Source organism: Sulfitobacter sp. UBA1132 (genome assembly GCF_002311545.1).
Lineage (GTDB): Bacteria > Pseudomonadota > Alphaproteobacteria > Rhodobacterales > Rhodobacteraceae > Sulfitobacter > Sulfitobacter pontiacus.
Map to the genome: position 1 here is coordinate 82038 of NZ_DCAN01000012.1, position 26731 is coordinate 108768.

Sequence of the window (26731 nt, forward strand, 5' to 3'; positions counted from 1 at the left end):
AGGTCTGGTCTTTAGCCTTTCCTAGCCGCGAGATAAGGCGAAAATGCGGCGAAAACCCTAGCGGAGGCGAGGAATCTGCAAATTTGCGCCTTTTTCTTGCGACAACGCCGGAGGCTTCGGCCCGCCCGACGCCCAATCCAGCAACTCTACCGTGTGCACCACGGGCACGCCCGCCGCCGATCCGATCTGCATCATGCAGCCGATATTGCCTGCCGCGATCACGTCGGGGTTCTTGGCCTGCAGGGTTCTGACCTTGCGTTCTTTCAACTGCTTAGAGATTTCGGGCTGCATCAGGTTATACGTCCCCGCCGACCCGCAGCACAGATGTGAATCCGCAGGCTCGACCACGGTAAAGCCTGCGCGTTTCAGCAAATCCTTGGGGTAGCTTTTGATCTGCTGGCCGTGTTGCAGGGAACAGGCCGCATGATAGGCCACGGTCAGGCCGTGATGGGCAGGCGTGGGGGCCGTTGGCGCATCGATGCCCGCGATATCCCCCTTGGCGGGGTTGGGCATGGCGTCTGGGTCTGCGTCCCCCGCAAGGTCGTGCAGCACCTCGGACACATCCTTGGCGATCGCCGACACCCGCGCCGCATCCGCCGCCAGCGGGTCATTGCGGAACATATGGCCGTAGTCTTTCACCGTGGTGCCACAGCCCGAGGTGTTGATGACGATGGCGTCCAGCCCCTGCCCGTCCATCTCGGCGCACCATGCCTTGATGTTGCGCGCCGCGGTGGCGTGGCTTTCGCTGGTTTTGCCCATGTGATGGGTCAGCGCCCCGCAGCAGCCTGCGCCTTCGGCGACGACCACTTCGCAGCCCTGCCGTGTCAGCAGGCGGATGGTGGCGTCGTTGATGTCGGTGTTCAGCGCCTTTTGCGCACAGCCCGTCATCAGCGCCACCCGTTTGCGCGGTGCCCCCTGCGCGGGGAAGCTTTGCGGGTCATCGTTGCGGCTGACCGGCGGGATCGTCTTGGGGGCCATCTCGATCATCGCACGCAACCGCGCGTCGGGCATCAACCGCGCAAAGGGCCGCCCGATCTTCGCCCCCAGAAGCGCCAACCGGAACCGCGTCGGATAGGGCAGGATACGCGCCAGAATCCACCGCAGGGCACGGTCGCTGAAGGGCCGTTTGTAGCGTTTTTCGATGTAATCGCGGGCGTGATCCACCAGATGCATATAGTGCACGCCCGAGGGGCAGGTCGTCATACACGCCAGACAGGACAGGCAGCGGTCGATGTGTGTGACCGTCTTTTCATCCGGATCGCGGTCGTTCTCGAGCATGTCCTTGATCAGATAGATACGTCCGCGCGGGCTATCCAATTCGTCACCCAACACCTGATACGTGGGGCATGTGGCGGTGCAAAAGCCGCAATGCACACAGGCGCGCAGGATCTCGTTGCTGCGCGCCGTCGCGGGGTTTTTCAACTGTTCTGCGGTGAATGTGGTTTGCATGAAAGCTCCGGCGTTGCGGGCACGAGACCCTGACGAGGTAAAGAGTTAAGCGGCGACGGTGCTGGCCCAGATCAGGCCGAACCAGGGCAGCGTGGTGGCCAAGATCCCCAGCACATTGGTCCAGCGCTGCGTGACGGAGCCGGGATAGGCGCGGCGCAACACCTGCGCGACAAAGGCCAGAACGGCGATCCAGCCCAGCCAGGTACAGGCAATCGCCCCCATCGACGCCAGCAGGTTTTCGCCCCAATACTGCGCCACGCCATAGCGTATCGCCATCCCCGCCACGGCACAGAGAAAAGCCAAGAGCACCAGCGCACGCAGGCTGCGCCGGTCAGGCTTGCCACGGGTCAAGAGGCGGAACACCAACGGCCCGCCGATAAAGACGACAATGAAGACCGCAAGCAAACTCATGCCGCGCGGTCCAGCTGGCCCGCGTTGAAGATGCCCTTGGGGTCGAATTGCGCCCGCAAGGCCGCTGTCAGCCGCGCCACACCGGCGGGTTCGGGGTGGAACACGCCCAAGCGCGCCTTGGTCTGCGCATCGGCCCGTACCAGCGTTGCATGCCCATCCATCGGCCCGATGGCCGCGCGCAGATCATGGCCCGCGGCGCTGCGCAGCCAGATCAGCCCGCCCGCCCAGTCATAGGTCCAGCGCTTTGCTCCCGACCGCGCCGCGATTCCCGGCGCGTCAGAGGGTTTGCACGACACGCGCCACACATCACCCTGCCCGTCGTGAAACGCCGCCACATCGCGGATGCCGGACCAAAGCGCCTGCGTCGCCGCTGCGTCGCGTTGCTCAATCTCTGCCCCCGCGCCGGCGAGCAACGATTGAAGCTGGCTCAGACGGTAGCTGACCGATGCCTCGAACCCTTCGATGCGCAGTGCGGTTTCGCGGGTGGCAGGGTCATGGGCGGCCCCTGTCACCTCGAACGGGCTGCCAAGGGCGCGGGCCATCGCGGCCACAGCGGCCCCATCGTCCAGCCCGTGCAACACCAAGGTCGCCTGCGTTTCAGGGCGTGGCAGCACCTTCATCGATACCTCGCTCAGCACACCCAAAGTGCCGTAAGACCCCGCCATCAGCTTGACCAGATCATAGCCGGTGACATTCTTCATCACGCGCCCGCCGTTCTTGACCACGGCACCGCGCCCGTCGACAAAGCGCACCCCCAGCAGAAAGTCCCGCGCCGCCCCGACCGAGATCCGCCGCGGTCCGCTGATATTGCCTGCCATTACCCCACCGATCGTCGGCGTGCCGCTGGTGCCCAACAGTCCGCGATGGTCCATCGGTTCGAACGCGAGACGCTGGTTTTCGGCGGCCAGCGCCTCTTCGATCTCGGCCACGGGAGTGCCGGGTTTCGCGACCAGCGTCAGCGCACCGGGTTCATACAGCGTGATCCCCTGCAGCCCCGCAACGCGCATGATCTGACCCGTCGCGGGCAGGCCGCGCGTGCCGCCCCCCTGAACCGAGATCGGGCCAGCGGCGCCTTTGACCGCATCGACCAGCGCCTCTTCGGATGTGATGGCCATAGCTCGGCTCCTTCGTCGTGCGTGTGATCTGTTGAAGATCAGCAGTTAATCAGGCGCGGGTTATTCCGCCGCCAGCGCCACGGCGCGGCGTGTCTCTGACGCGTCCAGTGGAAAGACCTTGGCGGGGTTCAGCAGCCATGCGGGGTCGAACACATCCTTCACCGCCATCTGCGCCTCCAGATCGTCGGGGGCGTATTGCACATGCATCAGATCGCGTTTCTCGATCCCGACGCCATGTTCGCCGGTCAGACAGCCACCCACTTCGACGCAGAGCTTGAGGATCTCGGCCCCGAATTCCTCGCACAGCTCCAGATCGCCCGGTTTGTTGGCATCAAACAGGATCAACGGGTGCATATTGCCGTCGCCTGCGTGAAACACATTGCCGACCTTCAGCCCGAACTGATCGCTGAGTTCCTTGATACGTTTGAGCACGAAGGGCAGCGACGACACAGGGATGGTGCCATCCAGACACATGTAGTCGTTGATCTGCCCCATCGCGCCAAAGGCCGATTTCCGACCCAGCCAGATCTTGGCGCTTTCCTCAGCGGATTTGGATTGCCGCAGCTCCACCGGATTGTGCCGCTGCGCGATGTCGGAAATCAGTCCCAACTGGTGGTCGATCTCCGCGTCAGAGCCTTCGACCTCGATGATCAGCAGCGCCTCGCACATGGGATACCCAGCCTTGGCGAAGGCCTCCGTCGCTTCGATACAGGGGCGGTCCATGAATTCGATGGCGACGGGCAAGACACCCGCCTTGATGATGTCAGAGACACATTCCCCCGCGACCTCGTTATCGTCGAACCCGATCAACACGGGCCGCGCGCCTTCGGGTTTGTGCAAGATGCGCAGCGTGGCTTCGGTGACGACCCCCAGCTGCCCTTCAGAGCCGCAGATCAGCCCCAGCAGGTCCAGCCCGCCCGAATCCAGATGCGCGCCGCCGACCTCGATCACCTCGCCATCCATCAAGACCATCGTAACGCCCATGAGGTTGTTGGTCGTCACCCCGTATTTCAGACAATGCGCCCCGCCCGAATTCATCGCGATATTGCCCGCGATGGCACAGGCCAGCTGGCTTGAAGGATCGGGCGCGTAAAAGAAGCCGTCTTCCTCGACCGCGCCTGTGACGCTTAGGTTGGTACGCCCGGTTTGCACCTTGATAATGCGGTTGGGGTAATCGGTTTCGATCACCTCGTTCATACGCGCCACGCCAAGGATCACACAGTCCGCCGTGGGCAGCGCGCCCCCCGCCAGCGACGTGCCCGAGCCGCGCGGCACGACGGGAACGCCTTCTTCGTGGCAGATGCGCAACACGTCCGACACCTGCTGTGTGGTATAGGGCAACACCGCCACCATCGGCGCGCATTTATAGGCGGTCAGCGCATCACATTCATAGGCCCGCGTCTCGCGTTCATCCGAGATGACAGCATCAGCCGGCAGAACCTGACGCAGCCGGTCAACCACACGCGTCTTGTGCGCGATCACGGCTTGGCTGGGAATAGGCATTTCCATGGCGAACCTCCAATTTGGTAAAATAATATGACCAATTAAAGACATTGGCAACACAGAACCAGTCGGCGTATGCAGCTTAGCATGACTTGGATGGATCGCATCGCCCTGTTTCAACCGCTGGATTATGCCGCTTTGGCGATAATCTTTTGCGCCTGGCTGGCCATTGGCTGGCGCATCGAACATCCGAACCCCGCGAAGCCCTCTGTGTCGCTGATCATGGCGCAATACCGGCGCGAATGGATGACCCAGATGATCACCCGTCAGCCGCGTATCTTTGATTCGCAGATGATCAGCACCCTGCGGCAAAGCACGGCTTTCTTCGCCTCTACCAGCATGATCGCTTTGGGTGGGACATTGGCGCTTTTGGGCAACAGCGAGCGTCTGTCGACGGTGGTCGAAGACCTTGCTCTAACCGAGCTGCCCACCGTGGTGTGGGAATTCAAAATGCTGCTGCCACTGTTCTTTCTGACCAACGGCTTTCTGAAATTCGTCTGGTCAAACCGGCTGTTTGGCTATTGTTCGGTGCTGATGGCCGCCGTGCCAAACGACCCCGAGGACCGCCGCGCACCCCCGCTGGCGTCCAAGGCGGCAGAGATCAACATCACCGCCGCGCGCAGTTTCAATCGGGGGTTGCGGTCACTTTATTTTGCGCTGGCCAGTCTGGGCTGGATCGTCGGCCCAATCCCCCTCACCATCGCCGCTATGGTCACCGTCATCATCATCTGGCGGCGCGAGTTCACGTCACTGTCACGGCGCATTCTATTGGAAAATGAGCAAGGCTAGTCTATATGTCTGTTTTCAGACATTGGTGTATTCATGTACAAATTGATCCTTTCCATTCCGCTGCTGGTTGCAGCACAGGTCGCTGCGGCGGACCCGACCTCCATCAACTCGGTGCGCGTGTCGAAAGAGGGCGGCCTTTATAAGTTCGACGTGACGATCAGCCACAATGATACCGGCTGGGACCACTTTTCGGACGCGTGGCGCATTCTGGATGCCGATGGCAACCAGCTGGCAATCCGCGAATTGATCCACCCCCACGTGGACGAACAACCGCTGACTCGTTCCCTGTCCGGCGTTGAGCTGCCCGCAGGCACGACAGAGGTCGGCATTCAGGCCCGCGATACGCAGGCCGGTTGGGGGAAAGAGATCAAGAAGGTCCAGATCAAGTAAGGTTTGGGCCCTGCCGGATCCCAGAGCTGGCGGATTTATACGCGGTGGTATGGGCCGCCCGACAGGATCGAGGCGGCGCGATACAGCTGTTCTGCCAGCATGACGCGCACCAGCATGTGCGGCCAGACCATCTTGCCAAATGACAGCGCATGATCCGCCTCGCGGCGTAGCTCTTTGTCGATGCCATCCGCGCCGCCGATGACAAAGCACAGATCCCCCCGCCCCTGATCGCGCCAGCCCCCTAGACGGGTGGCGAAATCCGGTGAGGTTTCGACCTTCCCCCGTTCGTCCATCACGCAGATCAACGACCCCGCAGGAATGGCACGGCGCAGCAACGCGGCTTCGGCGGGCATACCGCCATTTTTCTTATCCTCAACCTCGATCACGCGCGCGGGCCCAAGGCCCAGCGCGCGACCGGTTCGATCGAACCGATTCAGATAATCATCAATGAGGTCTTTTTCCGGTCCGGCGCGCAAACGCCCCACCGCACAGATGTGAACACGCATGATCCCTGCCTGAAAGGCAGCTTAATGCGGCATCACGGCTGGGGCTTCTGTGGTCATCCACATCTTCTCCAGCTGGTAGAATTCGCGGACTTCCGGACGGAACACGTGAACGATCACATCGCCTGTGTCGATCAGCACCCAGTCGCCGGTTTCCTTGCCTTCGACCTTGGGCGAACGGCCATAGTCGTCCTTGACCATCTGGGCCAGCTTTTCGGCGATTGCCGAAACCTGACGCGAAGACCGGCCGGAGCACACAACCATATAGTCGCCGATTGCCGTTTTGCCGCGCAGATCGATCTGCACAACTTCTTCGGCTTTATCGTCGTCAAGTTGGGAAAGGATTGAAGCCAGCAGAGCGTCGCTTGTGGCTGTGTTTTGTTCAGCAGTCATCAGGGCTGCCTGCGGGGTAGCAGTCGGAACTGCATTTGAAAGCGTTGACAGGACATTGTCCTCCTTTAGACGCGCCGACAGTCCCCCGGCGCTGGGGATGTCCTAGAATAGGCACGCCGAAGTGAAATTTCAATGACAAGCGGCCATGACCGGCATTTACCGGCGCGCGCCAGTCGGGGCCGTTCCAAGAGCCGCGACACCACCGCTTTGGCCGACCGCCCGTAACGCGGCGAGAGAATGGCATGCCCTGACGGGCAAACTCTTGTCCGCTGTGCATTTTTGCTGACGACACTGGCGTTGTCAGGGGGTACGACGACCACCCTCCTCGCAGCGCCATGAAGGTCTGGCCGATAGGCGCATATGCCACCTGTCCGGCTCGGGTTGGCAGTCGTGCCACAGCGTCACAAAGCTGCCATGCGCCCGCGACAGGGGGATATGGGGGTTCGGGCGCAGTCACGACAGGCTCACGGCCCCGCTGATTCCCGCCGCTCATTCCTGTGTTGATCCGGCACCTGCACCGGCGCGGGACAGGGCGAGCTTGCTGTCGTCCAGAACCTTGACCTCGCGCTGCGGGAAGGGGATCGAAATGCCGTGCTCTTTGAACGCATCCCAAAGCGCCAGATACACATTGCCCCTGATATTGGTCAGACCGCCTGTCGGGTCCTTGATCCAGAAGCGCAGGATATAATCGACGCTGCTGTCCCCAAAGCCCACGATATGACAGACCGGCGCCTTGAAGCTCAGCACCCTCTCGACCCCGCTTGCGGCCTCTACCGCAAGCTTGCGCACCACATGGGGATCATCCCCGTAAGCCGTGCCGAAATAGATATCGAGCCGCACAAAATCGTTGGAGTGGGACCAGTTCACCACCTGACCGGTGATCAGGTCCTCGTTCGGGATCAGATATTCCTTCCCGTCCCGCGTCACGACAGAGGCATAGCGCGCGCCCAAGGTCTGGATCCAGCCAAAGGTATCGCCAAGGCTAATCACATCCCCCGGCTTGATCGACTTGTCGATGAGGATGATGATCCCCGACACAAGGTTCGACACGACCTTTTGCAGGCCGAAACCAAGGCCCACACCAATCGCCCCCGACAGGACCGCAAGCCCGGTCAGGTCAATCCCGACGGCCTTGACCCCCATAAAGAACGCGATGCCATAAAGCGTCAGCTGTACGCCCTTCACCGCCAGCACCTGCATAGAGGGGCTGATGTCTTCGTTCTTGCGGATCGTGGCAGCGCTGGTCTGGCTGATGATCCGCGCCACAGAGAAGAACAGGCCGATCACCACCAGCGCGGTGATCACCGTCAGCAGCGACAGCCGGAAATCCCCGATCGACAGCGCGACCGAATCCAGAAACGCCGAGACATCATCAACCACGTTCAGCGCATAGAGCGTAGCGTAGATCCACAGCCCCCATGTCACCAGACGCCGCATGGGGCGGTTGCGCACCAGCCGCGCTGCAAAGGCGATACAGACCCACACCGCCACCAGCGTTGCGAATATGCCGATCAGATAGGACCGCGACGGCCAGGTGATGTTCTGCATCACCAGATAGACCGTCCCTGCCAGCAGGGCGAACCACATCAGCCCCAGACGCCGCTTGACCTGCACCACCATGCGCAGCTGCCACTTGGACCACCCCTCGCGCGAGCGGACCCAGTTTTGCAGCCAGTTGCCCGTGGCGTGATGCAGCCCCCATGATATCAGCGCAAGCCCGAGCAGGATGAACATCTGGTACTGACGCCAGCCGGGCTGCATCAGGCTTTCCGCCAATCCGATCCCCCCTGCGATCAACGCCTGGATACTCTCAAGGAAATGGGCAAAGGGGTCTGGGGTCATCATGAACTTTCAAGGCAACAAACTTGTACAGGGCTTCAATGGTGGGACAATCCCGCGCACCGCGCAAGAAGGGATACCCGCGCCCACGCACAAGCACGTGATCCGATGCAGCCGCGCCACCACCGTGGCACCACCGCGCACCGTCAGAATCCTTGATCACATGGCCGAAAGCGTCTAGCTAAGCCGCTATGACACATGTTTCAGACGATCTGTTCAACATTTGCGACCGCGCCCGCTTGCGCGAACGCTTTTTCGGGGCAACCCACACCGTGCTGGCGCGACTATAAACGCCCGCCCGCGCCTTGGCGCTCGTCTTTCGTACACCCATATACTTCGCTTACATAACATACGGGAGAGGACCACATGTCCCCCAAAACGCTCTATGATAAAATCTGGGATGCCCATGTCGCGCACGAGGCCGACGATGGCACCTGCCTTCTGTACATCGACCGTCACCTCGTCCACGAAGTGACCAGCCCGCAAGCCTTTGAAGGGCTGCGGATGACGGGCCGCACCGTGCGCCGCCCGGACCAGACCATCGCTGTGCCCGATCACAACGTGCCGACCACGCTGGACCGCGCCAACGCCGCGACGATGACCGAAGACAGCCGCGTTCAGGTGGCCGCCCTTGATACAAACGCCAAGGAATTCGGCCTGCACTACTACCCCGTGTCCGACGTGCGTCAGGGCATCGTGCATATCGTCGGCCCCGAGCAGGGCTGGACCCTGCCCGGCATGACCGTTGTCTGCGGTGACAGCCACACCGCGACACATGGGGCCTTTGGGTCGCTGGCCCACGGGATCGGCACCTCGGAGGTGGAACACGTGCTGGCGACGCAAACGCTGATCCAGAAGAAATCCAAGAACATGAAAGTCGAGATCACCGGCAAACTTGCCCCCGGTGTGACCGCCAAGGACATCACCATGACCGTGATCGGTGAAACCGGCACGGCGGGCGGCACCGGCTATGTCATCGAATATTGCGGCGAGGCGATCCGTGACCTGTCGATGGAAGGCCGCATGACCGTCTGCAACATGGCCATCGAAGGCGGCGCGCGCGCTGGCCTGATCGCGCCGGACGACAAAACGTTCGAATATTGCAAAGGCCGCCCCCACGCGCCCAAGGGTGCCCAGTGGGAAGCCGCGATGGATTGGTGGAAAACGCTGTACTCCGATGACGACGCCCATTGGGACAAGGTCATCACCATCAAGGGCGAAGACATCGCACCTGCCGTGACTTGGGGCACCTCGCCCGAAGACGTTCTGCCGATCACCGCCACCGTACCGGCAGCTTCGGACTACACCGGCGGCAAGGTCGACGCGGCGAAACGCGCGATCGAATACATGGGCCTGACCGAAGGCATGGCGCTGACCGATATCGAGATCGACACCGTGTTCATCGGGTCTTGCACCAACGGCCGCATCGAAGACCTGCGCGCTGCGGCGGCGGTTCTGAAGGGCAAGAAGATCAAGGACGGGATGCGCGCCATGATCGTCCCGGGCTCCGGCCTTGTGCGGGCGCAGGCCGAGGAAGAAGGGCTTGCCGACATCTTCAAGGAAGCCGGTTTCGAATGGCGCCTTGCGGGGTGCTCCATGTGTTTGGCGATGAACCCCGACCAACTGGCACCGGGCGAACGCTGCGCATCGACATCGAACCGCAACTTCGAAGGCCGTCAGGGCTTCAAGGGGCGGACCCATTTGATGTCCCCCGCGATGGCTGCCGCTGCCGCTCTTACCGGACGTTTGACCGATATCCGCAAGCTCGACGCGTAAGCGGCCAGCAGATCAAAGGACAACAAAACCATGAACAAATTCGACAAGCTTTCCGGGATCGCGGCCCCCATGCCGATGGTGAATATCGACACCGATATGATCATCCCCAAGCAGTTCCTGAAAACGATCAAACGGTCGGGCCTTGGCGTGAACCTGTTTGACGAGATGCGCTATGACCGCGACGGCAACGAAGTACCGGATTTCGTGCTCAACAAACCGCAATACCGTGACGCGCAGATTCTTGTGGCGGGCGATAACTTCGGATGTGGTTCTTCGCGGGAACACGCGCCTTGGGCCATCGCCGATTTCGGCATCACCTGTGTCATCGCGCCCAGCTTTGCGGACATCTTCTACAACAACTGTTTCAAGAACGGCATCCTACCGATCGCCCTGCCGCAAGAGCAGGTGGACCTGTTGATGAAAGACGCCGAAAAAGGCTCTAACGCGCGGATCGAAGTGGATCTTGAGGCGCAGACGATCACCAGCTCTGACGGTGAAGTCATCAGCTTCCAGGTTGACGCGTTCAAGAAGCACTGCCTGATGAACGGGCTCGACGATATTGGTCTGACGCTGGAAAAAGCGGCCTCTATCGACAGCTTCGAATCTGCCGCTGCGCAGGCACGCCCCTGGGTCTAATCCCCACGGGCCCGGCCCGACGGGCTGGCGCGCTTGACCTAACCACGGGTTGAGTTCTATACATGGTTGTGGGCACCGCTTTGTTGCCCACAACAGACCGCGGGTTGCGTCATTTTCGCCGCAGCTATGATGCAATATCGCACCACACCTGCGCTCAAAATGTCTCAGATCCGCGCGCATCGTCAGGAACGGGCTTGAGGAATGTGGCGAAAGAAGACACAATTGAGGCAATTCTGAGGCAGGCCTTCGACACCCGAGGGCATCAAGTTGGAACAAGCACGCGGCAAAGAATCGTGGCTGGCCAGTTTGGAAGGGTAGTTTTGTGATTGCACGTATATCCGGCGCGGCAGCGCGTGGCATTCTGGTGGCATTGTTGATTGCAACGCCCGCCCTCATGTTACCCGATGCGTTGAACGATCCCAGCCAGATCACAATGCTGGTGGCGCTGATCGCCTGTTTCCTCACGTTTATCGAATACAACTCGAACTTCCCCAGCATCATCGAATTCCGCGACGCGGCACCCTTCAACCGGCTGCGCTATGTCTGTTTGCTGGTCACCATCATCCTGCTAACGTTGATCCTGAAGCAAAAGGTCAGCCCCTCGGTTCTGGGCGGTGCCATGACCTCTATCGGGACGATTCTTGGCAATGCGATGGATTTCCCCTTTTCGCCGGTGCGCATGATTGTCCTGATGTTGCCCGAAAGCGCCAGCGACGCGCTGGTGACATCGGTCCGTACGTCCGCGGGCATGGCCTATCTGATCTCGCTGATCTCGATGGGGGCGTTTCTGGTGCTGGTGCGCATCATGAATTGGCCAGTGCGTCAGGGGGCCTTTAACGTCTGGGTGAACCTGCCGCTGTTCGACCCGACCGCGGGCGGCGATGTTATCTATCGTCTGCAACGGGACGCGCGCATCAATATCGCGCTTGGCTTCCTTCTGCCCTTCCTGATCCCCGCAGTAGTCAAAGCGGCGGCCGATCTGCTAGACCCGATTACATTGCAGAACCCGCATACCCAGATCTGGACAGTCGCCGCATGGGCCTTCCTTCCTGCCAGCATCATCATGCGCGGCATTGCCATGGGCAAGATCGCCGAGATGATCGAAGAGAAACGCCGTCGCGCCTATGCCGACGAGGCGGAGAAAGATCACGGCTTGCAGCCAGCCTGATCGCAGGCGTCCTGCTGGCCGCATCCCCCGCGGTGGCAGAGCCCCTGCGCATCGCCACCTTCAACACCGAATTATCGCGGGCCGGACCGGGTCTGCTGCTGCGCGACATTGCCAAAGGGTCGGACCCGCAGATTACCGCTGTGACGCGCCTGCTGGCGGATGTTGCTGCCGATATCATCGTGCTGCAGGGGGTGGATTACGATCTTGGCGGCACAACGCTTGGCGCTTTGGCGGACAGGCTTGGCGAGGCTGGCCCCAGCTACCCCTACCGTTTCGCGCTGCCCCCGAATGCGGGGCGGCCTACGGGTCTGGATATGGACGGCGACGGCAAAACGGGCGGCGCGCGCGATGGTCAGGGCTATGGCCGCTTCTTCGGCGCGGGCGCGATGGCGATCCTGTCGCGCTATCCCGTGCTGCGCACCGATGTTCAGGATTACAGCGGTTTTCTGTGGCGCGACCTGCCCGATGCGCTGTTGCCGCAGACGGACGGCGGCCCCTTCCCCTCTGCCGCGGCGCAAGAGGTGCAGCGGCTTGCCTCGCACGGGGCATGGGTCGTGCCCATCGACATCCCAGATCAAGAGCCCCTGACCCTGCTGACCTTCTATGCCACGCCCCCTGTGTTCGACGGACCAGAGGACCGCAACGGCAAACGCAACCATGATGAAATCCTCTTCTGGGATCACTATCTGGCGGGCAGCTTCGGCCCGCCGCCAACAGACCGTTTTATCCTGCTGGGGGATGCAAATCTTGATCCGGCGAAAGGCGAAGGGCTGCACGCCGCGATCCAGACGCTGTTGGATCACCCCGCGCTGCAAGACCCGCTGGAGGGTCAGCCCACCGTCACCTTCGACGGTTTGGGCGATATGCGTGTCGACTATCTACTGCCCTCAACCGACTGGCGCATCGTCGCTGCTGGCGTGACCCGCGACCCTGCTGCCAGCCGCCATGGCGTGGTCTGGGTCGATCTTGACCGCTAGCCGTTCTTGACCCCTCTGCCTCCCCGCGCTACCCCGCTATCAACGTATTTTTCAGGAGACATCGCATGGCCAACCCCACATTGCTAATCCTCGCCGGTGACGGCATCGGCCCCGAGGTCATGGGCCAGGTTGTTCGCATCATCGACTGGTTTGGCGACAAGCGCGATCTGGCCTTTGACGTAGATCACGATCTGGTCGGCGGTGCCGCCTATGATAAACACGGCACCCCCCTGCATGACGACACGATGGCCAAAGCGCTGGCGGCGGATGCTGTTCTGCTGGGTGCGGTTGGCGGGCCGAAATACGACGCGCTTGATTTCAGCGTCAAACCCGAACGCGGCCTGCTGCGCCTGCGCAAGGAAATGGACCTGTTTTCGAACCTGCGTCCGGCACAGTGTTTTGACGCGCTGGCGGATTTCTCCTCGCTGAAGAAAGACCTCGTTGCCGGGCTCGACATCATGATCGTGCGCGAACTGACATCGGGTGTCTACTTTGGCGAACCCCGCGGTATCTTCGAGGAAGGCAACGAACGCGTCGGCATCAATACACAGCGCTACACCGAATCCGAGATCGACCGTGTCGCGCGGTCAGCCTTTGAACTGGCACGTCGTCGGGGCAACAAAGTCTGCTCGATGGAGAAAGCCAACGTCATGGAAAGCGGCATCCTGTGGCGCGAAGTCGTGCAGAAAGTGCATGACGAAGACTACCCCGATGTCGAGCTGTCCCACATGTACGCCGACAACGGCGCGATGCAACTGGTGCGCGCGCCCAAGCAGTTCGACGTGATCGTCACCGACAACCTGTTCGGCGATATCCTGTCCGATTGTGCCGCGATGCTGACAGGCTCGCTGGGGATGCTGCCCTCTGCCTCGTTGGGTGCGCCCAATGCCGATGGCCGCCCCAAAGCGCTGTACGAGCCCGTCCACGGCTCTGCTCCCGATATCGCGGGTCAAGGCAAGGCGAACCCCATCGCCTGTATCCTCAGCTTTGCGATGGCGCTGCGCTATTCCTTCGACCAGGGCGATGAGGCCGCGCGTCTGGAAAAAGCCGTTGAAAAAGTGCTCGCCGATGGGGCACGTACCGCGGATCTGATGGGCCCCGAAGGCGGCTCCCCCATCTCGACCTCCGAAATGGGTGACGCAATCCTCGCCGCTCTGGACGCGAGCCTGTAAGACATAAAGCGCAGCCCTGCCGGATGACCGGCGGGGTTGCTTTGCTTTCGCCAGACGCATCAGACGCTGCCGCATGCAGCAGCCGTGACCCTATCCGCGCCCCTGCCGGCGCAGAAACAACGTCGCCAGAGTGATCACCGTCGCCATCGCAATCACACCAAGATACCGTTCGTAAAGACCGTCGACATCGGTGGGTAGCATGAAAAAGACCGGTGCCGAGACGGTCCAGAGCGCACAGAGACCGACAAGAATTCTGCCGTATATCGCACCGCAGCAGCGCGCCCCTTCTGACATGGACCACGGCAAGATCGCCATAAGAAGGCCAAGAGCATAGACCAGGTAGCTATGGATCACGACGCCATCGCTGTCGTTGTCGCCGTATTCATTCCGCGCGCCAACAAGGAAGACAATCAGCCCCAAGACGGTGAAGCCCACGATCCCGACGCTCCAGCGCCAATTGCCCAGATGAATATGCGCGGCAAGTAAAGCGACCGATATCAGTGAAGCCGAAAACCCATAGATGCCGATATCGACAATATATTCATATTCACCCGCACCAAGATCGCTGATGGTGTCGGCGATCCAGTCGTGGTCCGGAACAACAAAATCCGCGATCAGGATCATCACCGAAAACAGGATGCAGCCAAATATCGCGTACCACGCAAGGAGGCGCACGAGCCCGGGCCTTTCTCGAACTGCTTCGTCGCCGATTTCGTTCTCCATATAAAATTTACCTTTTAGAAATGAAAAATTCCGATCGTAAGCTTTTCGTAAGCTTACGCTGGTCATGAGCACGCATCTAAATCTGCGAAAGCTCTATTATGGCCTCTGTGAAGACCCTTTTATCCCGGCTAGCCGTTCTGCGTGAACGGATAAGCATCTCCCCCGTGCTGCTGACCGTTCTTTCCATCGCATTCGTCTTCAGTGTCGATAATAGCACATTCTGGGACATCTCAAGGGATGTCTTCTCGGGCCACCTATTGTCGCTCGCCGGCTTTATGGGGGCTGTGTTCTGTTTGACGTTGGCCGCCTTCAGCCTGTTCGCATATCCATGGACGGCTAAACCGTTTCTGGTCTCGATGCTCATACTGGCCGCCATGACGTCTTATTACGTCGATACACTTGGCATTATCGTTGACCGCGACATGATCCAAAATGTCATGGTGACCACCGTCGCGGAATCCCGGCATCTAATAACACCTGGCTACATCACCCATATTATTGTCTTCGGCGTGTTGCCCGCGCTCATCGTGATGTGGGTGCCCATTCGACCCCAGACGCGAATCAGGGCGGCTGCAACGCCGATAGTGACCTTTGTTGTCAGCCTTGCATTGGCCGCAGGATTGCTGATGTCAGACCTGAAATCCTATGCGTCGATCCTGCGCGAGCGGAAGGATTTCATGAGCAGCTACCAGCCCGGTGCCCCGTTGGTAGGCGCGATCCGATACGCCAAGATGATGTCGCGTTCGGCCAATCTGGTCCTCACCAGCACCGGAACGGATGCAAGGCGCGGTTCTGCCTATGACGCGCCGCAAAAGCCTATGCTGACCGTTGTCGTTGCGGGGGAAACCGCGCGGGTGCAGAATTTCAGCTTGAACGGATACGGCGTCGACACGAACCCAGAGCTGTCCAAGCTGCCAATTATCAACTTCAGCAATACCCAGTCCTGTGGCACTGCCACGGCGGTGTCACTGCCTTGTATGTTCTCAAAATACAGCCGAGATGACTACAGCTTTGAAAAAGGCACCTCTACCGAGAATGTGCTAGATGTCTTCGGGCATGCCGGGCTGCAGGTCGAATGGTGGGACAATAACACCGGCGACAAAGCGATTGCCGCACGGTTCAAGACACGCAGGTTCAACGATCTGACCGACCCGGAGTTCTGTGCAACGGGTGAATGTATCGACGGCATATTCCTTGAGCCATTGAAAGACTACATCGCATCGATCAAGCAGGACACGGTCCTGGTTCTGCACCAGATCGGCAGTCACGGGCCGACCTATTATCAGCGCTATCCGGCGGCATTTGAACGCTTCACACCCGCATGCCGTACGGCGGAGTTCAAGAAATGCACCCCGCAGGAGATCACCAATGCCTATGATAACACCATCGCCTATACGGATCAGATCCTTGCCCAGACGATAAAAATGCTTGCCGCGAATGAAGCTTTGGCCACGTCACTGCTTTATGTGTCCGACCACGGTGAATCGCTTGGCGAACGCGGGCTGTATTTGCACGGGGCACCCTATTTCATGGCCCCGGACACGCAGACCCATGTTCCGATGCTCCTATGGATGTCAGACGCATTCCGAACCCGCTTTGGCATCGATGAAAGCTGTGTGGCGGAACAGAAGGACAAGCCGCTGTCACACGACAACCTGTTCCATTCCCTACTTGGGATGCTCGACATCAACACTGCAGAGCGTAACCCCGATCTGGATATCTTCGCTTCCTGCAAAACAAATACTGAGGTGGCCAAGATATGAAGCCGGAAATTATCAAACCGCTTGAGAAACCCGAACGCGTTACGGGGGTCGCCCATCTGTTTGCCGCTGCGGGCTATTCGATTGGCGGGCTGCGACGTCTTTGGATGGAAACCGCGTTCAGGCATATCATTGTGGCGCTGCCAATCGGTAGTGTTCTGCTCTACATCATGGATGCGGGTGTCGCTGATTTTCTGGTCTTTCTGGTCCTCTTTTCGGCGCTTGTCGCGGTCGAGGCTCTGAATACGGCGATCGAATGTATCGTCGACCACCTCGCTCCACAGTGGGAGGTTTTCGCTCGTGACGCCAAGGACCTTGGTTCGCTCGCGACCATGTGTTTGCTTTTCGCGAACGGTTTTTTCATGGCTGTGGTCGCTTTGCGCTATTTCGGGATGGCCTGAGATATGCCGATGAACCGGTCGCAGAAAATAGAATGCCCTAAGCCTGAAACTATGATCATGTCAGCATCAGCCGAATTGGCTAAGCCGCGTCTCGGAACTGGACAGTAACATTATGCGCATACTCTTGATCGAGGATGAAAAAGCTTTGGCGCGGCCGCTGAAAGAGCATCTGGAGGCGGATCGTCACATTGTCGAATGGTTCTGCACCCTGGACGAGGCAGACGCCGCGCTGCGTACGCTATCCTATGATGTGGTACTTCTGGACCTGCAGTTGCCTGATGGCGACGGGTTGGATTTTTTAAGCAAACTGCGGGCAAAGGCCATACGCACGCCGATCCTCATTCTCACTGCCCGCGACAAGGTGTCGGACCGGATAGAGGGGTTGAACAGGGGGGCTGATGACTATGTGATCAAGCCTTTTGACCTTGATGAGGTCAAAGCGCGCATCCATACCGTCTGTCGACGCAGCGCCAACCAGTTTGCCCAAACGGTTCAGCTGCACGATGTGGTGGTCAATCTGTCCGATCACACCGTCATGCGCGCTGAACAGCCCGTACGTCTGACCGCTAAGGAATGGGGCGTCTTCGAAACGCTACTGCGCCGCAAACCCCAGATCGTGCCGAAGGAGAGCCTTGAAGCTGCCATCTATGACTACGGCGAAGAAGTCGAAAGCAACGCGATCGAGGCACATATCAGCCGTTTGCGCACGAAATTAGGCAAAGACCTTATCGCCACGCACCGTGGTTTAGGCTACGCCTTGACGTCATGACACGCCGCCACAAAAGTCTGGTTCAATCGCTGCTTGGGTCGCTGCTTGTGCCCGGGCTGGCGGTGATGGTGATTGGCGTTTTGATCGTCCAGCATATCTTCAAGGACGAGTATGACGAGCTGCTTGATGCCAGCCTGATTGGCAAGGCGCATCTCTTGGTGGAGTTCATCGAAACGGCCCAAGGCGACGCGGGCTTTGACGTGGGCGGCTTGCTGGATTTTGAAAGCAAACTGCGTAAGCCGGATGAACGCGCGTTGATGTGGTATCTGGATCCGGATGGTCAGGTTTACGCGCAGTCAAAAAGCGTTGGTGCTTTCGCGCTTCCCACGCCATTGGCCACCGGGCTAAGCACCGCCGCCGGGCATCGCTTTATCATGCTCCGTTCAGATCAGCCCGAGACGGGCAGCGTCGTAGTGGCCGAGCCGATGGTGGAACGCAATGAGGCGATAACCGATGTGGTGATCGCTGTAGCCATCGGTTTTGGCCTGTTGGGGGCGCTATTTGCGTTATCCTCCTTCTGGGCGGTTCGACGATCAGTCGCGATGATTGCCGAGCTCAGCCGGAACATCGCAGAAAAGAACGAACACAACCTTTCTCCGATTGAACGCGAGAATGTCTTTTCCGAAATAACCCCGGCGATTGATACGCTTGACGGGCTCATGGGGCGACTTGACCGCGCCATCACCGCAGAACGTGCCTTTGCCACGAATGCCGCGCATGAATTGCGCACCCCCGTTGCCATTTGTCTGGCGCAGGCGCAGCGGCTGCGGGCAAAGCTGAGCGACCCCGCAAAGATCGACAATATCGTCGAAATCGAAACAGGTCTGAAGCGGCTCGAGCGTTTGATCGAGCGCCTATTGCAATTATCAAGGGCGCAATCAGGACTGGGCCTCAATGCGGTCGCGACGGATGTTTCCCCGGTGATCACGCTTTTGATGTCCGAGATGCGCAGCCGAAGCCGCGCCCCGGAAAAGATCGAATTGAAGTTTCCCGAAACTCATTTTTCAACGCGCGTTGATCCGGATGCCCTTGGGATCATCCTGAACAATATGTTCGACAACGCCCTGAAGCACGCTAGCGGCCCTTTGCCCACGGTTGTAGACGCCAGCCAATCGGGGAGAGTTGCCGTCGTGAACGATTGCGCCCCTCTCTCACCCGCGGACCTCGACCGCATAAAGCAGCGGTTCAACCGACGTGGCGCGCTGTCAGATGGATACGGGCTGGGACTGTCGATCATACAAGATCTATGCGCCCAGTCCGGATGCCAACTTGAAATTTACGTACCCCGAGAACTGAGCCCGCGCGGTTTTGCCGCCGTCTTGCGCCTGCCCGAGACGACGAACGACCCAAGGTGACTTTCCCCAGCTGATCAGAAGCACGCCTAAGCAGCACCAAGCGTTGTAAAATGCGTGTCAGGTCAGCCGCGCGTAAAGGCCATTGCGCGCGCGCAAGCTGTCGTGTGTTCCGGCTTCGACCTTGCGCCCTTCCTCCATGACGATGATCTGGTCGGCATGTTTTACCGTCTCAAGCCGATGCGCGATAATGAGCGTGGTGCGGCCCTTTGAAAGCCGCTCCAACGCCTGCTGGATGTCGCGCTCCGTCTCGCGATCCAGCGCCGATGTTGCCTCGTCCAGGATCAGGATCGGCGGGTTTTTCAGGAAAGCGCGGGCGATGGCGACGCGCTGTTTCTGCCCGCCCGACAGCATGACACCCCGCTCGCCCACGACGGTTTCCAGCCCCTCGGGCAGTGCGGAGACGAGCGCGCCCAACTGGGCATTCTCGACCGCGGCATCCAGTTCCGCCGCCGTGGCATCGAGTTTTCCGTACAGGATATTCTCGCGCAGGGTGGACCCGAATAGGAACACATCCTGAGAGACCAACCCGATCTGAGAGCGCAGACTGTTCAGGGTCATATCCGCAATGTCGATCCCATCAATCGTAATCCGCCCGCCGGAAGGGTCGTAAAACCGCGGGAGCAATGCCAGAAGCGTTGTCTTGCCTGCACCCGACGGCCCGACGAAAGCCACTGTCTCACCGGCTTTGGCGGTCAAGGTGACGTTGTGCAGAACGGGCAACGGGCTGTCATAGGCAAATGACACATCTTCAAAAGCGACCTCGCCTTGCGTGACGGTCACTGCGACGGCATCCGGCCGATCGCTGACATCGCGGTCGGTCTGCAACAATTCGGTGTAGCGTTGGAAACCGGCGATACCGCGGGGGTAGGTTTCGATCACTGCGGCAATTTTCTCCAGCGGGCGGAAAAAGACGCTGACGAGCAGCAGGAAGCCGACAAAGCCGCCCGTGGTCAGCGACCCTTCCAGCACAAAACCCGCACCCGCCACCATCACCACAACCTGCACGAAACGCAGGCCCATGTAGTGGATCGCACTGGCCTTCGCCATGATCGCATAGGCCGACAGTTTGGTCCTGCGATAGGCTGCGTTGTCACGCGCGAACAACGTTTCTTCGTGACCTTCATTGGCAAAGGCCTGCACGACCCGGATGCCGCTGATGGCTTCCTCCAGGCGCACGTTGAAGGCCCCCACACGCGCATAGATATCGCGCCAAGACCGTGTCATGCGCGCCCCGTAAACGGCCACGACCCAGACCATCAGCGGCACGATCACGACCGTAATCAGCGCGAGCGTGACATGCAGATTGATCATCAACGCAAAGGCACCGACGAAGGTGACCACCGCGATAAACAGGTCTTCGGGGCCGTGGTGCGCGACCTCGCCTATTTCTTCAAGGTCGCGGGTCACGCGGGCGACAAGCTTGCCGGTACGCGCCCGGTCATACCAGCGCCAAGACAGCCGGGTCAGATGCGAAAAAGCGCGGCGGCGCATCTCGGTTTCGATCTCGATCCCCAGACGGTGCCCCCAATAGATCACCACCCCCATCAGGGCGGTATTGATCAGATACACCAGCAACAGCCCAATCGCGGCCAGTATGGTCAGCCTCAGATCGCCAAGCGGCAGCAGGTGGTCGATAAAGGCGGTGATGGCGAGCGGGAAGGCAAGCTCCAGCAAGCCGGACAGCACGGCAGAGCCGAAGTCCACCCAGAACAGGCGCGTGTGGGGACGATAGTATTCGAAAAATTGGCGGAGCATATGGCTGGCTTTCGGATGAATATGGTCGGGGTCAAATCGGATGAACGACCGGGCTGGGCTTTGTGTCGATGACCTGCATGGGCAATCCGTAGATCCGCTGAAGCGCGTCCGGGTCGAGCAGGCAGTGCGCAGCGCCCTCAAGCGCCACGCGCCCGGCATCCAGCGCGATAACATGATCGCAAAAGCGCACCGCCATATTCACGTCATGCAGCACCACCACGGCAGAAAGCGCACCGGCGTTGACCGTTTCACGCAGCAGCCCCAGCACTTCGATCTGATGGGCCACATCCAGCGCCGAAATCGGTTCATCCAGCAGCAAGCTACGCGCCCCCTGCGCCAGCATCATCGCGATCCACGACCGTTGTTTTTCCCCGCCTGACATGGTGTCGACCATCTGGCCGCGCTTGTGCTCCAGACCACATTGAGCAATCGCCGTATTAATCATAAAGCGATCCTCGGGGCCCAATCGGCCCAAGGCTCCGCGCCACGGGTATCGGCCAAGCGCGACCAGCTCCTCCAGCCACAGCCCTTCGGTCGGGGGCGTCACCTGCGGCAGAAACGCCAGATCGCGGGCAAAATCCCGCGGCTTCCAGTCCCTCAGGTCTTGGCCGCGATATTGGATGGTTCCGGCGCTCGGCCGGGTTTGCGCGGCGAGCATTTTCAGCAGCGTTGATTTGCCCGACCCGTTGCGCCCGACAAGCGCCGTGATCCCCGGCTTGATCGCCAAGGAAAGGTGATCGACCAGCCGCCGCTTGGGCACGTCGAAGCAGACATTTTCGAGCATAAAGAGGGTCATGCGTGTCTCCGTCCGAGCAGGGCAATGAAAAGCCAGGGCGTGCCGATCAGCGTCGCGAAAAGCCCCAGCGGCAGGTCGTAGGGGTAGCTGGCGGTGCGCGCGCCAAAGGCCGCGAGGCTCATGAGCAACGCACCCAGACACCAGCTGGCAGCCAGAAACGGCGCAGGGCGCAGCAGGCCAAGGCTGCGGGCGATATGGGGGGCCATCAGGCCAACGAAACTGACCGGGCCGACCAGCACGCTTGCCGCGCCAGTGGCCAGCCCTGCCGCCAGCACAACGGCAAGCCGCACGGTGCCAAGCGGCACCCCCAGACCCTGCGCGACACCCGATCCCAGCGGCAGGATGTCGAACCAGCGCGACAGCAACAGCGCCGCGCCAAGCGCCGCCACCGCCATTGCGGCAAGCGCCATCGCCCCTGCGACCGTGACCCGTGTCGCGCTTCCCGCAAGCCACCCCAGCAGGGACCATGCTCTGGGATCACCTGACGCCATGATCGCTGCCAGAAGGGCCGAGGCGAAGGCTCCGATCGCCAGCCCTGCCAGCAACAGCCGCGCCGGTGCCATATCACTGCGCGCCGCATAGGCGGACAGGATGATCAGCGTTGCCGCCGCCCCGCCAGAAGACCCGAGCGCCAGCGTCAATGGCGACGGGGCAGGCAGCAGGAACAGCGTTGCCGCATAGCCAAGCGCAGCACCACCGGTCACGCCCAGAACCTCGGGCGCGGCCATCGGGTTTGCCGTCACCCGCTGCAATGCGGCGCCCGAAAGCGCCAGCAGCGCTCCGGCAGCGGCAGCCGCCAGAATGGCCGTGGCCCTCAATGGCACGAAACTCGCCGCAATCGCGCCCGATATCACGCCCCAGCCCTCGGGTCCGCGGGTGCCAAACAGGCTCAGCACGGCAAAGGCGACCGCCGCGCAGGCCAGCAGAGCAACCCGCCGCCACGGGTGCGGCGCGCGCGGTGGCAGGGTGTCGTTACGTTCAGCCTCGGGCGGGACAATGTTGCGCAATCGCGGGAGCAAAGCGATCAAAAGCGGCCCGCCGATCAGCCCGGTCAACGCGCCCGTCGGCAGTTCTGGCAGCCCGAAGGCGGCAAGCGCCAGCAGCGCGCTGTCCACCAGCCACAGCAGCAGCGCGCCCGCCAGTGGCGCGGCCAGCAGGACTTGTGCCACGCTGCGCGCGCCCAAACGCCGTGCCAAGGCCGGTGCCGCCAGCCCGACAAACCCGACCAGCCCCACCTCTGCAGAGACCATGGCCGAGACGAACACCGCCAACGCCAGCGCCGCGACCCGTATCGCCCCGACTTGCGCCCCAAGCGCCTTGGCCGTGGCCCCGCCAAGGCTTAGGACCACCAGTGGCCGCACCAGCAAGGCGGCTCCTGCCGCCCCCAGCACCAGCACCACAGCCAGTCGAATCACCCCGTGCCAGCTGTCTTGTGAAAGCGCCCCGCCGTTCCAGATCACCAGCGACAGCAGGTAATGCCCCTGCCCCAATGTGAGCGCGGTAGAGATGGCGGAGGCAAGCATGCCCACCAGCATCCCCGCGATGGTGACCGTAACAGGCGCAAAGCCACGCCGCGCGCCAAGCGCCATGACAATGAGCGCTGCAAGCCCGCCTCCGACCAATGCGACAGGGCCGGGACCAAGGGCGAGCATATTCGGCCAGAGCAGCGTGGCGCAGACCAGCGCCAGCTGTGCACCCGAGGCCACGCCAAGGGTCGTCGGATCAGCCAGCGGATTGCGCAGCACCGCCTGCATCAATGCGCCCGACAGCCCCAGAAGCGCCCCGATCAGCAGGGCAATCACCGCCCGCGGCATCAACCCGAAGGCAAAGAGGATCTGTTCGGGCGACAGGTCTTGCGGACCTGCGACGGGCAGCACCCATTGCGCAGCGGGCAGGGCGGCAAGGGCTGCGATGGTCCATAGGCACGCCGCGCCGATGGCGGCCACAAGGGGCAGCGTCAAAAAGGGCGGACGGATCATGCGGCTTCCAGCGCGGTCACAAGATGGGACGCAAAACGCAGCCCGGAAGGCGCGCCGCCAAAGGGCATCTGATCGGGCAGATACGACACGCGACCCGCCCGCACGGGCGGCAGCGCGGACCAAAGCGCGCTTTGGCCAATCGCGCGCCGTGCAGTGACCGGCAAAGCGCCCGCGATGACCAGATGCGCCTGCGGAAAATCGATCAATCTGGACAGAGGGACCGGGGCATTGAATCCAAATTCAGTATCGCCGCCCCAGGCATTCGTCAGACCGATCCGGCGAAGCGCCCCGCCATACAGGCTGTCGGTGCCATAGATCTGCACATGACGCGCATCCCCCACGGTCATCACCACAAAGGGGCGCGCGGCAAAGCCTGTTGCCCGTGCGCGCAGCGCATCAAAAGCGGCCTCGAAGTCCCGACGCACCCGGTGACCAACCTCTCCGCGGTCCAGCTGTATGGCCAATGTCTCCAGCGCCGACAGCGCCTTGGGCAGCGCCGGTTCGGTCGGGATGAACATATTTTGCGTGAACACCGGTGCGATACGTCCCAGCTGCGGTTCAACGAAACTGTAGAAATTCGACGACAGGATCAGGTCGGGGGCGACAAGGCTCAGCGCTTCGAGGTTGGGGCTGCCGCGCAACCCGACATCCTCACAGTTCGGGGGCAGCGTCACCGCCGTACCGCGCAGGAATTGCCGTTTCTCTGCCACGGCAACCAGCGGCAGGTCGAGGGCGGCAGCGGTTTCCGCCATCGCCCAGTCAATCGCGGCGAGGCGCGATCCCCCCCAACCGCGTGCGCCGCGCGCGCGAGATGCCACAAGAGCGCAGGCTCCTGTGGCAATGATCGCGCGGCGCGTGAGGGCGAGGCGCTTTACCACTTCTTGGACAGCGTCGCAGAGATCGTGCGCCCGTCGCCATAGTAGGTCGAGAAATAGCCCACCGAAGAGACATAAGCCTCGTCCGTCAGGTTGGTCACATTGACCTGCAGCTCTGTGCCGTCATCAAAGTCATAGGACACGGCCGCATCCAGCAGCGTCACAGAGTCGAGCTGATTGGCATTGGCGTTGAACGCATAGCGTTCCCCGATGAACCGCGCGCCTGCGCCCACGGTCAGCCCGGCAAGCGGCCCGCCCTGGATCTCTTTCGATGCCCACAGCTTGAAGGTATGTTTCGGGGTCAGCCCCAGTTCGTTGCCATTGTTGTCACCGCCGATGATCTCGCTATCGGCATAGGAATAGCCGCCCGTCACGCTCCAGCCGTCGGCCAGATTGGCACGGCCTTCCAGCTCTAGCCCGCGGATGCGGGATTTGCCGACCTGATCATAGGCCCGCACCCCGGCCCCATTCTGTACATAGACGGGGCGGTTCTTTTCTTCGAGCTGATAGACCGAGGCCGACAGATACGCATCAAGGGTGGCGGGCAGGTATTTCGCGCCAACTTCCCATTGCTCGCCCGTGGTCGGGTCAAGCGCTGTGCCCGTGTCGCCCGGTTCTGCAAAGCTTTGGAACGAGGTGCCATAGGACAGATAGGCCGACACGCCATTGTCCCAGACATAGCCAAGGCTTGCCTGACCGGTGGTGGCGCTGTCGTCGCGTGTCAGATCAACGGTGCCGGGCGTGCCGCCAGAGCCCGGAACGGTGTAGAGCGTGTTGGACTGCCCTTCGGATTTGTTGCGATCATGGCGCAAGGCCAGACCCGCGCGCCAATGGCCATATTCGATTTCGTCGCTGGCGTAGATGCCGACCTGTTCCACGGTCACATTCTTGTTCGCATACCAGCTTGCCCCGTCGCGCACCGGCGTGATCGGGCTGTAGTCTGGCGCGGCAAAATCAATGCTGTCCTGACCATAGTAAAACACGCTGAGCGCAGATTCTTCGAACCGGCTGGCATCGATACCAAAGGCGAGATTATGCAGCACATCGCCGGTCAGCGCCGAGCCTTCAAGCCGCAGGTCCGTGGCATAGGACGTCACATCTTCGTCTTGCAACAGCTGTGTGCGCGCCACATCGTTGCCGGTCACGCCGCCGACAGAAAGGTTGGAATAGGACCAGTCGAATTTCGTCACGCCCGTGTTGCTGACCAGCCGCCAGCCATTATCGAACGTGTGGGTGACCTGCGCGCCCAGATTAAGCACTTTGCGGTCGCCGTATTCCAATGCCTCATTGCCAAAGTAGAAGTCGCGCAGGTCTTCGTCGGAACGGGTGCCGACCAGCCCGTTGGGCACGCCCGAGGGGGAATCCGGGTCGTCATCCTGATAGGACAGCAGGAATTCCACCGTCGTTGCATCGGTCGCCTGGTATTTCGCGGCAAAGCCCAGATAGGCCCCGGGGTTGTCGTATTCATCGATCCCCAAAACACGATTGCCCGCCTTGCCGACGATGCGGTAAGCAAAGCGGTCATCGACCACGCGGTTGGCATCACCAAAGACATAATAGGACCCGTTGCCATCCGCATGGAGGCCTAGCTCGGTCGTGTCGCCATCAAATTGCGCGCGTTTCTGGATCAGGTTCACCAGCCCGGCGGGCGACCCTGCCCCGTATAGCACCGAATTTGGGCCGCGCAGAAGCTCCACCCGTTCCATGCCGTAAAGATCAAGCGAGGGCGCGCCATAGTTCGGGCGCGTAGAGCGGCTGAATTGCAACCCGTTAAGGTAGATCTGGTTTTGCAGGTCAGCCCCGCGGACCGAAATTGAATCAAACCGCGGGTCCGCCCCATAGGCTTCGGTCACGACACCCGCCGCATAGCCAAGCGCCTCTGACAGATTGTTGGCGGCCGTATCCTCGATCTGGTCGGTGGTGACCACCGTGATGGAAGACGGCGTTTCCAGCAAGGACCGCCCGCTTTTGGTCGACGCCGTGGTGCCCGCGGCATAGCCCACCACCGGGCCGGTCGGGTCTTCTTCGGACTGGATGATGATCTCGCCCAGATCAACGGCGTCCTGCGCCGTCGCCACACCGGCAGACAGGGCCAGCGCGCTGGTCCCCAGCATCAAGAAAAAGGTGAACTTCATGGATATACGTCCCGCTGTTTATTTTTCCGAGTATTTAACTCAGCTATAAGGCGACGTCTTGA

General features: G+C 61.0%; 25 protein-coding genes. 12 read left to right on the top strand and 13 right to left on the bottom strand.

Annotation, left to right across the window (positions count from 1 at the left end; all coding sequences use genetic code 11):
* Window positions 1-57: 57 nt before the first annotated feature.
* The 4 genes from glcF to B4F27_RS10725 are packed head-to-tail and all read right to left on the bottom strand — an operon-like array spanning window position 58 to window position 4484.
* The gene (gene glcF / locus B4F27_RS10710) at window positions 58-1449 is read right to left on the bottom strand and encodes a glycolate oxidase subunit GlcF (RefSeq protein WP_286759642.1); all 1392 of its coding nucleotides are present in this window, start codon (window positions 1447-1449) and stop codon (window positions 58-60) included.
* A gap of 45 nt (window positions 1450-1494) precedes the next feature.
* Complete coding sequence (locus tag B4F27_RS10715; protein WP_286759643.1) at window positions 1495-1860, bottom strand: hypothetical protein; 366 nt, start codon at window positions 1858-1860, stop codon at window positions 1495-1497.
* Window positions 1857-2975, bottom strand: coding sequence for an FAD-binding protein (locus B4F27_RS10720; RefSeq protein ID WP_286759644.1), 1119 nt, complete (start codon window positions 2973-2975; stop codon window positions 1857-1859). Before B4F27_RS10720 ends, B4F27_RS10715 begins: the two co-directional genes overlap by 4 nt.
* 60 nt (window positions 2976-3035) lie before the next feature.
* Window positions 3036-4484 (bottom strand): FAD-linked oxidase C-terminal domain-containing protein, encoded by a 1449-nt coding sequence (locus B4F27_RS10725; protein WP_286759645.1) that lies wholly within the window; start codon window positions 4482-4484, stop codon window positions 3036-3038.
* A gap of 81 nt (window positions 4485-4565) precedes the next feature.
* On the opposite strand from B4F27_RS10725, the gene B4F27_RS10730 reads away from it, so the two are divergent.
* Together B4F27_RS10730 and B4F27_RS10735 are read left to right on the top strand one after the other, a co-directional pair.
* Window positions 4566-5267: a DUF599 domain-containing protein gene (locus tag B4F27_RS10730; protein WP_037954554.1), complete on the top strand. Its 702-nt coding sequence runs from the start codon at window positions 4566-4568 to the stop codon at window positions 5265-5267.
* A gap of 33 nt (window positions 5268-5300) precedes the next feature.
* Complete coding sequence (locus B4F27_RS10735; protein WP_005851038.1) at window positions 5301-5657, top strand: hypothetical protein; 357 nt, start codon at window positions 5301-5303, stop codon at window positions 5655-5657.
* Window positions 5658-5692: 35 nt separating this feature from the next.
* Here the strand turns inward: B4F27_RS10735 and rlmH are convergent, their stop codons facing one another.
* The 3 genes from rlmH to B4F27_RS10750 form a co-directional block, all read right to left on the bottom strand.
* The gene (rlmH, locus tag B4F27_RS10740; protein ID WP_237278182.1) at window positions 5693-6163 is read right to left on the bottom strand and encodes a 23S rRNA (pseudouridine(1915)-N(3))-methyltransferase RlmH; all 471 of its coding nucleotides are present in this window, start codon (window positions 6161-6163) and stop codon (window positions 5693-5695) included.
* A gap of 21 nt (window positions 6164-6184) precedes the next feature.
* Window positions 6185-6553, bottom strand: coding sequence for a ribosome silencing factor (gene rsfS, locus B4F27_RS10745; RefSeq protein ID WP_005851034.1), 369 nt, complete (start codon window positions 6551-6553; stop codon window positions 6185-6187).
* A 489-nt stretch (window positions 6554-7042) separates the two neighbouring features.
* A complete protein-coding gene (locus B4F27_RS10750; protein WP_005851033.1) occupies window positions 7043-8398 on the bottom strand; it encodes a mechanosensitive ion channel family protein in 1356 nt (451 codons plus the stop codon).
* A gap of 185 nt (window positions 8399-8583) precedes the next feature.
* Here B4F27_RS10750 and B4F27_RS10755 point away from each other — a divergent pair, with 185 nt between their 5' ends.
* The 6 genes from B4F27_RS10755 (at window position 8584) to leuB (ending at window position 14121) form a co-directional block, all read left to right on the top strand.
* Window positions 8584-8682, top strand: coding sequence for a hypothetical protein (locus B4F27_RS10755; protein WP_037954076.1), 99 nt, complete (start codon window positions 8584-8586; stop codon window positions 8680-8682).
* 76 nt (window positions 8683-8758) lie between these two features.
* Window positions 8759-10168, top strand: a complete 1410-nt coding sequence (gene leuC / locus B4F27_RS10760; protein ID WP_286759646.1) for a 3-isopropylmalate dehydratase large subunit — start codon at window positions 8759-8761, stop codon at window positions 10166-10168.
* A gap of 30 nt (window positions 10169-10198) precedes the next feature.
* Window positions 10199-10804, top strand: coding sequence for a 3-isopropylmalate dehydratase small subunit (leuD, locus tag B4F27_RS10765; RefSeq protein ID WP_005851028.1), 606 nt, complete (start codon window positions 10199-10201; stop codon window positions 10802-10804).
* Window positions 10805-11126: 322 nt separating this feature from the next.
* Complete coding sequence (locus B4F27_RS10770; protein WP_286759647.1) at window positions 11127-11972, top strand: hypothetical protein; 846 nt, start codon at window positions 11127-11129, stop codon at window positions 11970-11972.
* 32 nt (window positions 11973-12004) lie between these two features.
* On the top strand, window positions 12005-12949 hold the full coding sequence (locus tag B4F27_RS10775; protein ID WP_286759648.1) for an endonuclease/exonuclease/phosphatase family protein: 945 nt from the start codon (window positions 12005-12007) through the stop codon (window positions 12947-12949).
* 65 nt (window positions 12950-13014) lie between these two features.
* Window positions 13015-14121 carry a 3-isopropylmalate dehydrogenase gene (leuB, locus tag B4F27_RS10780; RefSeq protein ID WP_005851023.1) on the top strand — a complete coding sequence of 369 codons (1107 nt, stop codon included), beginning with the start codon at window positions 13015-13017 and terminating at the stop codon, window positions 14119-14121.
* 90 nt (window positions 14122-14211) lie between these two features.
* On the opposite strand, the gene B4F27_RS10785 is transcribed toward leuB, so the two are convergent.
* Window positions 14212-14844 (bottom strand): DUF998 domain-containing protein, encoded by a 633-nt coding sequence (locus B4F27_RS10785; RefSeq protein ID WP_286759687.1) that lies wholly within the window; start codon window positions 14842-14844, stop codon window positions 14212-14214.
* Between the two features lie 98 nt (window positions 14845-14942).
* Between B4F27_RS10785 and B4F27_RS10790 the strand changes: the two genes are divergently transcribed.
* From B4F27_RS10790 to B4F27_RS10805, 4 genes are all read left to right on the top strand, one after another.
* Window positions 14943-16607, top strand: coding sequence for a phosphoethanolamine transferase (locus B4F27_RS10790; RefSeq protein WP_286759649.1), 1665 nt, complete (start codon window positions 14943-14945; stop codon window positions 16605-16607).
* Window positions 16604-17005 (top strand): diacylglycerol kinase, encoded by a 402-nt coding sequence (locus B4F27_RS10795; protein ID WP_009825846.1) that lies wholly within the window; start codon window positions 16604-16606, stop codon window positions 17003-17005. The genes B4F27_RS10790 and B4F27_RS10795 overlap by 4 nt, the downstream gene beginning before the upstream one ends.
* Window positions 17006-17117: 112 nt before the next feature.
* Window positions 17118-17774 carry a response regulator transcription factor gene (locus tag B4F27_RS10800; protein ID WP_037964708.1) on the top strand — a complete coding sequence of 219 codons (657 nt, stop codon included), beginning with the start codon at window positions 17118-17120 and terminating at the stop codon, window positions 17772-17774.
* Window positions 17771-19129, top strand: coding sequence for a sensor histidine kinase (locus B4F27_RS10805; protein ID WP_286759650.1), 1359 nt, complete (start codon window positions 17771-17773; stop codon window positions 19127-19129). The genes B4F27_RS10800 and B4F27_RS10805 overlap by 4 nt, the downstream gene beginning before the upstream one ends.
* 57 nt (window positions 19130-19186) lie before the next feature.
* On the opposite strand, the gene B4F27_RS10810 is transcribed toward B4F27_RS10805, so the two are convergent.
* From B4F27_RS10810 to B4F27_RS10830, 5 genes are read right to left on the bottom strand one after another with little or no spacing between them, the layout of a single operon-like run.
* Window positions 19187-20884: an ABC transporter ATP-binding protein gene (locus B4F27_RS10810; RefSeq protein WP_286759651.1), complete on the bottom strand. Its 1698-nt coding sequence runs from the start codon at window positions 20882-20884 to the stop codon at window positions 19187-19189.
* A 31-nt stretch (window positions 20885-20915) separates the two neighbouring features.
* Window positions 20916-21680: an ABC transporter ATP-binding protein gene (locus B4F27_RS10815; RefSeq protein WP_286759652.1), complete on the bottom strand. Its 765-nt coding sequence runs from the start codon at window positions 21678-21680 to the stop codon at window positions 20916-20918.
* Entirely contained in the window at window positions 21677-23659 is a 1983-nt protein-coding gene (fhuB, locus tag B4F27_RS10820; RefSeq protein WP_286759653.1) for a Fe(3+)-hydroxamate ABC transporter permease FhuB, read from the bottom strand. The genes B4F27_RS10815 and fhuB overlap by 4 nt, the downstream gene beginning before the upstream one ends.
* Entirely contained in the window at window positions 23656-24537 is an 882-nt protein-coding gene (locus B4F27_RS10825) for an ABC transporter substrate-binding protein (RefSeq protein ID WP_286759654.1), read from the bottom strand. Before B4F27_RS10825 ends, fhuB begins: the two co-directional genes overlap by 4 nt.
* Window positions 24531-26669: a TonB-dependent siderophore receptor gene (locus tag B4F27_RS10830; protein WP_286759655.1), complete on the bottom strand. Its 2139-nt coding sequence runs from the start codon at window positions 26667-26669 to the stop codon at window positions 24531-24533. Before B4F27_RS10830 ends, B4F27_RS10825 begins: the two co-directional genes overlap by 7 nt.
* Between the last annotated feature and the right edge of the window lie 62 nt (window positions 26670-26731).

Bases quoted from the DNA above. Each gene is read 5' to 3' on its own strand.
- B4F27_RS10810 (WP_286759651.1), bottom strand. From the start codon at position 20,884: ATGCTCCGCCAATTTTTCGAATACTATCGTCCCCACACGCGCCTGTTC.
- B4F27_RS10750 (WP_005851033.1), bottom strand. From the start codon at position 8,398: ATGATGACCCCAGACCCCTTTGCCCATTTCCTTGAGAGTATCCAGGCG.
- B4F27_RS10755 (WP_037954076.1), top strand. From the start codon at position 8,584: ATGACACATGTTTCAGACGATCTGTTCAACATTTGCGACCGCGCCCGC.
- rlmH (WP_237278182.1), bottom strand. From the start codon at position 6,163: ATGCGTGTTCACATCTGTGCGGTGGGGCGTTTGCGCGCCGGACCGGAA.
- leuB (WP_005851023.1), top strand. From the start codon at position 13,015: ATGGCCAACCCCACATTGCTAATCCTCGCCGGTGACGGCATCGGCCCC.
- B4F27_RS10830 (WP_286759655.1), bottom strand. From the start codon at position 26,669: ATGAAGTTCACCTTTTTCTTGATGCTGGGGACCAGCGCGCTGGCCCTG.
- B4F27_RS10805 (WP_286759650.1), top strand. From the start codon at position 17,771: ATGACACGCCGCCACAAAAGTCTGGTTCAATCGCTGCTTGGGTCGCTG.
- B4F27_RS10815 (WP_286759652.1), bottom strand. From the start codon at position 21,680: ATGACCCTCTTTATGCTCGAAAATGTCTGCTTCGACGTGCCCAAGCGG.
- B4F27_RS10725 (WP_286759645.1), bottom strand. From the start codon at position 4,484: ATGGAAATGCCTATTCCCAGCCAAGCCGTGATCGCGCACAAGACGCGT.
- B4F27_RS10790 (WP_286759649.1), top strand. From the start codon at position 14,943: ATGGCCTCTGTGAAGACCCTTTTATCCCGGCTAGCCGTTCTGCGTGAA.
- rsfS (WP_005851034.1), bottom strand. From the start codon at position 6,553: ATGACTGCTGAACAAAACACAGCCACAAGCGACGCTCTGCTGGCTTCA.
- B4F27_RS10735 (WP_005851038.1), top strand. From the start codon at position 5,301: ATGTACAAATTGATCCTTTCCATTCCGCTGCTGGTTGCAGCACAGGTC.
- B4F27_RS10785 (WP_286759687.1), bottom strand. From the start codon at position 14,844: ATGGAGAACGAAATCGGCGACGAAGCAGTTCGAGAAAGGCCCGGGCTC.
- leuC (WP_286759646.1), top strand. From the start codon at position 8,759: ATGTCCCCCAAAACGCTCTATGATAAAATCTGGGATGCCCATGTCGCG.
- B4F27_RS10715 (WP_286759643.1), bottom strand. From the start codon at position 1,860: ATGAGTTTGCTTGCGGTCTTCATTGTCGTCTTTATCGGCGGGCCGTTG.
- fhuB (WP_286759653.1), bottom strand. From the start codon at position 23,659: ATGATCCGTCCGCCCTTTTTGACGCTGCCCCTTGTGGCCGCCATCGGC.
- B4F27_RS10800 (WP_037964708.1), top strand. From the start codon at position 17,118: ATGCGCATACTCTTGATCGAGGATGAAAAAGCTTTGGCGCGGCCGCTG.
- B4F27_RS10730 (WP_037954554.1), top strand. From the start codon at position 4,566: ATGACTTGGATGGATCGCATCGCCCTGTTTCAACCGCTGGATTATGCC.
- B4F27_RS10795 (WP_009825846.1), top strand. From the start codon at position 16,604: ATGAAGCCGGAAATTATCAAACCGCTTGAGAAACCCGAACGCGTTACG.
- glcF (WP_286759642.1), bottom strand. From the start codon at position 1,449: ATGCAAACCACATTCACCGCAGAACAGTTGAAAAACCCCGCGACGGCG.
- leuD (WP_005851028.1), top strand. From the start codon at position 10,199: ATGAACAAATTCGACAAGCTTTCCGGGATCGCGGCCCCCATGCCGATG.
- B4F27_RS10720 (WP_286759644.1), bottom strand. From the start codon at position 2,975: ATGGCCATCACATCCGAAGAGGCGCTGGTCGATGCGGTCAAAGGCGCC.